Below are 8,204 nucleotides of genomic sequence, written 5' to 3' on the forward strand. Positions count from 1 at the left end.
ATTCTCACTCGATCGCCAGATTCAAGCGATCGAGTGCAACGGTTCTGAGCCTTTCAACGTCAAAACCTTGCACTTAATTTCTGAAAAAAGGCTCAAAACCCTTGCAGTGATTGGCTTGCTGAGATCTTCAGCAAGCCCTAATTATATCCTGACTCAATTCTAAACCAGCAAAAATTCCCGCTGCGGCGATAAGATTGTTGCGCTCTTGTCTAGAGGATACTCGCTCTAATTCGACAACTACCCTTTCTAACACCCGTTCTCGATCGCTCGTTCGTGCTAAAACCGCATAGGGTAACAATCCTGGAATGTTCATAAAGTTCTCCACAGGCTCCTCCCACAATCTAATTACTCGAAATTGATGATTCTTCGGGGTGATATATGCAGATTGTCTCACCAATTCTGAACCAGTGGCATGGAGATAAATTACTACTTGCTCAATCGATCTCGCTGGAAACCTTCGCCGCAAGCGGATATAGTAGTCAGCCATCCGTAATGGCATTTCTTTATCCGGCTCAGTTTGAAATTCTGTATGTAATATCAGCTCTGCTGATGATAGCAAAACAACAGAATCAGCCCGAATTAGCTCGACATTTAACTCGGTTGGATTCAAGGTTATCATGGTAATATTTCGACCTAACAACCAAGTAGCGAAGTCGGCCGAGTATCTTTCTGCTAAAAACTTAGAAACATTATCGAATACAATAATTAAGCGATTCGTGTTTATTCTATATTACCAAAATCTTGACTTTTATATCTCAAGATAGATTGCTTTTAAATCGACTTTGGAATTACCAATCGTATCCCACTTTTTTTAGTAGTATCGCCATGATAGCGGGGGATAATATGAATCGTGGCGTGGTTCATTGCTTGTCCCGCAGCTTTATTGATATTCATCCCGACATTAAATCCGTCAGGTTGAAATTCTTTAGTTAAAATTTCTTGAACTTTGTTTGCCATCAACCAACAGGCTGATTGTTCTTTTGATGGTAGTTCAAAATAATTACTGATATGCCGTTTTGGTACGATCAGAACGTGCCCTTTGCTGAGGGGATAGCCATCAAACATCGCGTAGGCTGTGGCTGATTCTGTCAATAGATTTATCTTGCGGTGGGGATTGCAGAATATACAATTATTGGGTGAGTTCCATTGGTGATTGTAATGGACGTACTCATATATTTCGCAATACTCATTGAGCTGAATCGATTTAAATGGTAACTTAACAGTACATTGATAAGTCGGTTTCTTATGGATATAGTGCTCTCGAAATCCTTCCTTCTTTAAGTCTCGCCTGACAGCATAATATGCTTTACCGCCAGGTTTGAGCAAATGAGCGATATTCATCAGCACATCAGCTTGAACTTCTGGCATCAACACATTTAACACATAACAACAGACGATCGTATCAAATTTGCTATCTGGATATGTGGGCAGATAATGTGGATCGTAACCCGTAATATCTAAACCCCTTCGCTCCAACAGCTTAACATCATTACCCATTCCACACCCAAAATCTAAGATCCGACCTTTGAGTAAGTCTCGATCGAGTAAACATTGAATGGGTGATGATAGTTTAATCCGATCGATCGCCGTTAGATGACTAAAATTATTTGCTTGTTGCCTCATTGAACTAATTATGACTGCCCTTGTTCAGGACAATGATATTCCAGACAAGTCTCCAACATTCGAGCATCAAAGATAATCGGTAAGAAGTGAATACTGTTGACTTCCTTAAAGTAAAACAAGATCGGGAAAGGCTGCCAAAAGATCTTCCAGGTTTCCCACTCACTATAGGGAAATGTGCGAATTACTTTACTACCACGATAGACATTTAGAGTCGTCGGGGTGAATTCTAGTTTGATAATTGCGGTTTGGATCGATAGAAATAGCCCGAAGATCCCAATTATTAACCCTACCCAGATTTGAAGTGCGGCTATCGGTACAGCGACGGCAATGAGGACGATCGGAATAGTGTAATTAGGGGCGAGTGTAGCAGGTAACTGAGTTGGTTCGGGGCTAGTTGTCACAGGCTTTAGATCTCGATCGCTACAACTACTCTATTTTAACAATTAATTAGACGCTAATTTCCCACTGACTCAGGACAACCCGATCGAAGTCAACCGCCTGACTGCCTGACACAAGTGGCTCAAAAGTAGACAGGGAAAGAAAAGAGTAGAAAATCATGGCTTCGCTAAAGTTACGAACGCTCTAGCTGAAACTCGGATGAATGGTTCTACTCTTCTTTATGTCTGCTTGGTGCGAACGCACGCTGAGGAGACCGTCTAACGACACGTCTTCGCCTACAGCACGATTCGCATCCGCAATTATTAGGATTCTTTCGTGGTTGATACCTATATTGCCCATATCGATTCGCAACCATCCGTTGTTAAATGAGATTTTGTGCCACTCCAAATAATTGCGATCTCTGGCATCGAGATAGTCTTGCCAAGCAGCATCGGCTCTTTTACTGATGGTGGCAGTTTGAGTGGATCTGTCTAGGGAGATAGTCACGATCGAATGCCTCACGATGGTAATTCATTTATATTAGCTAGATCGAGATCGTTCGTTCGATCGAAGCTCTAAGCTGTGGATCTGCTGCATTAGCATGTACAGCCCGCATTCATGAAGTACGCTCTAGCTTTACCAGTCGGATGTCGATCTAGTATTTTCAGACATCCTCTCATTATCAGAATATTAATGTAAGTTTAAGCTTGAATTAAAGAGTTGGACTTAGAGAAGTGATTTAGACTAGACGCGATCGTTTTGGCACAGCATCCATTGGCAATTAACAGTTTACTAGATACTTAACCGATCGATATACAGAATCTGCTTTTATTCAAGTTCCTCATTCTAACAATAGACGATGAATACAGTTAGTGGCACGAATATTCGCTTCGCTCAATTTAATGCTTCTTTAAACCGTAATGCTGACGGTCAACTGATTAACGATCTGTCCAATCCGGTAATTCCCGATACCAGAGCGATCGGCGCGGCCGATAATCCCAATCGCAACCAAGCTCTGCGGGTTCAGCAAGCTAAAAATGCTGCCGAAATCATTCAACGCAATAATCCCGATGTATTGCTGATTAATGAATTTGATTTTAATGCAGCAAATCCCAATAAAGCTGTTGAACTATTTATTAATAATTTTCTGAAAGTCGGACAGAATGGTGCTAATCCGGTAGATTACAAATATTTTTATATCGCCCCTAGCAATACTGGCATTCCGTCAGGTTTCGACCTCAACAATAATGGCAGTATCGTTAGTACGCTCACCGATGGGATTGGTGATAATGGCTACGGCGACGACTCATTTGGGTTTGGTAACTTCCCAGGTCAATTTGGGATGGTGGTGCTGTCTAAGTATGAAATCGATACGGCAAATGTAAGAACTTTTCAGAATTTTCTCTGGAAGGACATGCTGGGTGGCTTGCTCACCAACGATCCGACGATCGATAATCCCGCTACGCTAGTTAATGAAAACCTCAAGGGTTTCTACTCGGTGGCAGAAATCGATAAATTGCGGTTGTCTTCTAAGAGTCACTGGGATGTGCCAATTAAGGTCAATGGCGAAATCGTCCACGCCCTCGTCAGCCACCCCACGCCGCCTGTTTTTGATGGCACTGAAGACCGAAATGGCAAGCGGAATTCCGATGAAATTCGCTTTTGGGCGGATTATGTTTCGCCAGGGCAAGGTGGCTATATTTATGATGATAAAGGTGGTAAAGGGGGCATTGTTGGCGGTTCGAGTTTCGTAATTATGGGCGACCAAAATGCCGATCCGCGCGATGGCGATAGCTATAATAATGCGATTAGTCAGTTGTTACGCAACCCCAATATCAATACTAATTCGATTCCGACTAGTGCGGGCGGAGTACAACAGTCTACGCTTCAGGGTTTAAATAATATTACTCAAACTGGAAATCCAGCGTTTGATACGGCTGATTTTGCCGATAATGGGACGAACCCTGGTAATTTGCGGACTGATTATGTGCTGCCATCTTCAGATCTGACAATTAATAATAGTGGTGTATTTTGGCCGTTAAATACCGATCCGACATTTGCACCTGTGGGCGTATTTAATGCGGCTTTACCTGGTGGCTTTGCGACTTCGGATCACCGCTTGGTATTTGCCGATGTTCAGGTGGGCGTAACGCCGAGCGGGAAATCGCTCGCGAGCGCGAGTTTTGTCGGTCAAAAGATTTTACCGACTGGATTTGTCCTGACAGGTGCAGCGGGGAAAATTAACGGTGTAGATGTGCCGATGGGCGGTTTGTCTGGGGTGACTTACGATCCGGCAAAGAACCAGTATTACGCGATTTCTGACGATCGAACTTCCAATGCGCGGTTCTATACATTCACTCTCAATCCAGTTACTAGCGAGGTAACTTTTACCAATGTCGTCCAACTCAAGGATCTCAATGGTAATCCCTTCGCTGCCAATAGTCTCGACCCTGAAGGCATCGCCCTGACGCAAAATGGTACCGTATTTATCTCCTCCGAAGGTGAGGTAAATCCAGCCGCAGGGCGCATTTTCGATCCGTTCGTCAAGGAGTTTTCGCTGACTACCGGACGAGAAATTCGATCGTTAGCCATACCGACTAAATTCTTGCCCAAAGTTACCGATACCAATGGTAATGGCATCGTCGATGCACCAGATACCCAGACAGCCGGAGTGCGAAACAATCTCGCTTTAGAGAGTCTGACGATTACGCCTGACAAAAAAACGCTGTATACAGCTACCGAAAATTCCTTATTTCAGGACGGTACAGTTGCGACGGCGACTACAGGCACTAATTCACGGATCGTCCAGTACAACTTGGTTACAGGTCAAGCCGAAAAAGAATACATTTACCAAACCGATCGAGTTGCCCTGACACCGATACCTAATACTACTTTTGCTACCAACGGTTTGGTCGATTTACTGGCGATCGACGATCGCGGTACGGCACTGACTCTAGAACGCTCGTTCTCTACAGGCGTGCCTGGGACTGGCAATACGATTAAGATTTATGAAATATCCTTACAAGGTGCAACGGACATTAGCGCGATCGATAGTCTGGCAAGTCTGACCCCAGCCCAGTTAGCCGCCCTCCAACCCGTCCAAAAACGGTTAGTGCTGAACTTAGACGATCTAAAACTATCCACAGGTTTAGATAATATCGAAGGTCTAGCCTTTGGCCCCAAACTCGCCGACGGTCGCCAATCGATCGTCCTAGTTAGCGATAATAACTTCAGTGCGACCCAGTTTACTCAGATTATTACCCTGGGTGCTGACTTGGTACCCACCGCGACACCGACTGTCGAAACTCGTCCCGCGCTCTTAGACGATGGTGCGTTACCATTCAGTCAACGCGCCGATGCTGACGATCCGGCGGTGTATGTCAATGCGACAGATTCAGCGAAAAGTTTGGTAGTTACGAGCGTTAAAAATGGTGGTTTACGGGTTTACGATTTATCTGGCAATCTGATTCAAACGATTAATCCCAGCAGTCCTGACATTCGTTACAACAATGTGGACTTGCAATATGGATTTACACTTGGCGGTCAAAAAGTCGATATCGCCGTCGCTAGCGATCGCAATAACGATAAACTAGCAATCTTCAAGATTAATCCTGCTGGCACAGGTGGTAATTATCTCGAGAGCATTACCGACACCAGCGCGGCGACGATTTTCCAAGGCGCACCATTTACCGCCCCATTCTCAGCCTCGGCGACTAGTGCTTATGGCTTGGCACTCTATCGCAGCCCCGTCACCAACGACTACTACGCTTTCGCCACTCGCCGTCAAACTGGCGATGTCGCTCAACTTAAATTAGTCGATAAAGGTAACGGCAAAATCGGGTACGAACTAGTTCGCAACTTCACGGTTCCATCTTCTACCATCGCCGGAGCCTCCGCCCAAACTGAAGGTATTGTCGCCGACCAAGAAACCGGACAATTGTATATTGGTCAAGAAGATGTCGGGATCTGGAAATTTGATGCCGAACCCAATGGTCGATCGACAGGCATACTGGTAGATAAAGTCAAAGCTGAAGGTGGTAAAAATCTCACCAACGATGTCGAAGGCTTAACTATTTACTACGGCAAAAATGGCGCGGGTTACTTAATTGCTTCCAGTCAAGGCGATAATACCTTTGCCGCTTACACCCGTGAAGGTAGCAATAACTTTATCGGACGGTTTGGCGTTGGGAATAACGGCTCGATCGATAGCGTCCAAGAATCTGACGGTGCAGAAGTCATCAACGTCCCGCTCGGTGCCAACTTCCCCAACGGCTTGTTTGTGACTCAAGACGGTAGCAACGACCCCGCCAAAATCGTCGCTGGTGAAAATATCAGCTCCAACTTCAAATTCGTCCCATTTGAAAATATTGCTAATACCTTCAGCACACCGTTGACGATCGACTCTACCAGCTACAATCCGCGCAATCCGATCGCCCGACCCCAAGCCCTAGCTCAAGCCGCTAACTTAGTCTCAGGTACCGCTGGTGCTGATAATTTAGTTGCGGGACTAGCCGGATTCGACGGGATTAATGACATCGTATTTACGGGTTCCGGTAACGATACCGTAGACATTCCGATCGCAGGTGCTGCTGCTGGCAATAACCGGATCGATACTGGCAGCGGTGCTGACACTATTTTTGTTGGCAATAACGATCGCGTCTTTGGCAGTGCAGGCGACGATATCTTTGAGGCTGGCGATGCCAAAGACTACCGAATCTCTGCTGGTGCTGGTAACGACACCCTGTTCCTCGGCACCAATGGTCGCGCCCTCGGTGGCGACGGTAACGATAAGTTATTTGTCGGTAGCGGTGGCGGTAACTTCCTCTCAGGTGGTGCTGGTGCCGACCAATTCTGGATTTACAACGGTGAAGCTCCTGCAAGTGCGAATACAATTGTTGATTATCAAATCGGCACTGATGTCTTAGGGATTACTGGCGGCGTTAAGTTTACCGACTTGACTCGGACTGGTAACAATATCGCCATCGGCGGTAACACGATCGCGACCTTAACTGGGGTTGAGACTAATACTCTCACCGCAGCTAACTTCGCGTTTATCTAATTTCATTCACACAATCGGCACAACTCCTCAAGAAGATGAGTTGTGCGGATTTTTTTTAGAGGTTAGATCGTCAGGATTGGATAATGCTCAGATTTTCCAATCGATCGCTCCGAAAAGAGGGGATGCGATCGGAAAATTCTCTGACACCCACCGACAACATCATACAACTCATCGATCGTCACCAATCCACTATCCGTGAACTGAATCACCAATTCTTGCTCATCTAGCAAAGCAGTACCAAGTAACGGTCGCCGCCCTGTCGCAACGACCAAAACGTCCCGCTCCACACCATCCCAAAGGACGATCGCTTCATGAAGGGCTAACGAGATTTCGCTGCTGTCTGCCAAATTTGCAAGAGTGTCATGTCTGAAGGTCAAGCCCATTAATGAAACTGCTTCCAGCGGAAGGCACAGTTCCCCAGTAAACCCCGTATCGATAACAAACTCAATGGGGACTCTCGAACCATTTGACAGCAAAAAAGTTAGAATAACAGTTGCCTGTCCGCTCGTTACGATGCCGGAAATCACTTATTGACACGCTCCATAACACCGCCAAATGAGATAGCAACGTTGTATCCGATGCGAATACCGAAGAGTCGGGCGTTAGGATGTTTCTTGCTGAGATTTCGGGATGCTTGTAAACCCGTTTTATCAACTTCATAATCACCAGTCTCAATGTCGATAATCGCCATCTTGCCGATGTTCTCCTCTATCTCCACTTTTTGACGAATGCCATCTTCGTACAATTGCTTCGCACGTTGAGCGACTTCTTCGCGGCTTAACAAAATTGCTTGCATCTGCTGACCTTCAAGTATGGCTTATGCTTATTATATCCCAGCACAGCAGCTTGCATAAATTCCACTACGGGCATTCGTGACAAGTTAAGAAAATTAGAGATTTGTCAAGGGGATAAAGAAAAGGTGTAAAACTTAAAGTAGGCAACAGTTTGAGTCAAGGGGAGAGGCGAATGAGCCGCAGTAAGACAAATCGGGATCATGCCAAGAAGCAACACCAACCAGCAGTAGAAGACAAGAGCGTAGCACAACTGGAGCAATTACTGACACCAGCAATCTTCGCCCAATCGAATTACTATCGCCAACTAGGATTGAGAAATCGAATCTTAAATCTACCGTTGATGCTAGCAG

The 8,204-nt window shown here is 45.5% G+C and carries 6 protein-coding genes and 2 pseudogenes; 2 read left to right on the top strand and 6 right to left on the bottom strand.

Annotated features, from left to right (window positions below):
* Nucleotides 1-127: 127 nt before the first annotated feature.
* The 4 genes from ACEW9J_RS05310 to ACEW9J_RS05325 all read right to left on the bottom strand — a co-directional run bounded on the left by ACEW9J_RS05310 (nt 128) and on the right by ACEW9J_RS05325 (nt 2,508).
* Nucleotides 128-619, bottom strand: a complete 492-nt coding sequence (locus ACEW9J_RS05310; RefSeq protein WP_373544098.1) for a hypothetical protein — start codon at nt 617-619, stop codon at nt 128-130.
* A gap of 152 nt (nt 620-771) precedes the next feature.
* On the bottom strand, nt 772-1,623 hold the full coding sequence (locus ACEW9J_RS05315; RefSeq protein ID WP_373544099.1) for an HIT domain-containing protein: 852 nt from the start codon (nt 1,621-1,623) through the stop codon (nt 772-774).
* 8 nt (nt 1,624-1,631) lie between these two features.
* A complete protein-coding gene (locus ACEW9J_RS05320) occupies nt 1,632-2,024 on the bottom strand; it encodes a DUF3119 family protein (RefSeq protein WP_373544100.1) in 393 nt (130 codons plus the stop codon).
* A 181-nt stretch (nt 2,025-2,205) separates the two neighbouring features.
* Entirely contained in the window at nt 2,206-2,508 is a 303-nt protein-coding gene (locus tag ACEW9J_RS05325) for a hypothetical protein (protein WP_373544101.1), read from the bottom strand.
* Between the two features lie 352 nt (nt 2,509-2,860).
* On the opposite strand from ACEW9J_RS05325, the gene ACEW9J_RS05330 reads away from it, so the two are divergent.
* Nucleotides 2,861-7,060, top strand: coding sequence for a phytase (locus ACEW9J_RS05330; RefSeq protein ID WP_373544102.1), 4,200 nt, complete (start codon nt 2,861-2,863; stop codon nt 7,058-7,060).
* A 164-nt stretch (nt 7,061-7,224) separates the two neighbouring features.
* Here ACEW9J_RS05330 and ACEW9J_RS05335 read toward each other — a convergent pair.
* Both ACEW9J_RS05335 and ACEW9J_RS05340 read right to left on the bottom strand, forming a co-directional pair.
* Nucleotides 7,225-7,587, bottom strand: a pseudogene (locus tag ACEW9J_RS05335) (clan AA aspartic protease); the annotation flags it as partial.
* Nucleotides 7,584-7,856, bottom strand: a complete 273-nt coding sequence (locus ACEW9J_RS05340) for a hypothetical protein (protein WP_373544103.1) — start codon at nt 7,854-7,856, stop codon at nt 7,584-7,586. The pseudogene ACEW9J_RS05335 and the gene ACEW9J_RS05340, both read right to left, overlap by 4 nt.
* Nucleotides 7,857-8,026: 170 nt before the next feature.
* Between ACEW9J_RS05340 and ACEW9J_RS05345 the strand changes: the two are divergent.
* Nucleotides 8,027-8,204 (top strand): annotated as a pseudogene (locus ACEW9J_RS05345) (IS4 family transposase); the annotation flags it as partial.

The organism is Chamaesiphon sp., from assembly GCF_041737865.1.
In the GTDB taxonomy this organism is placed as follows: Bacteria; Cyanobacteriota; Cyanobacteriia; order Cyanobacteriales; family Chamaesiphonaceae; genus Chamaesiphon.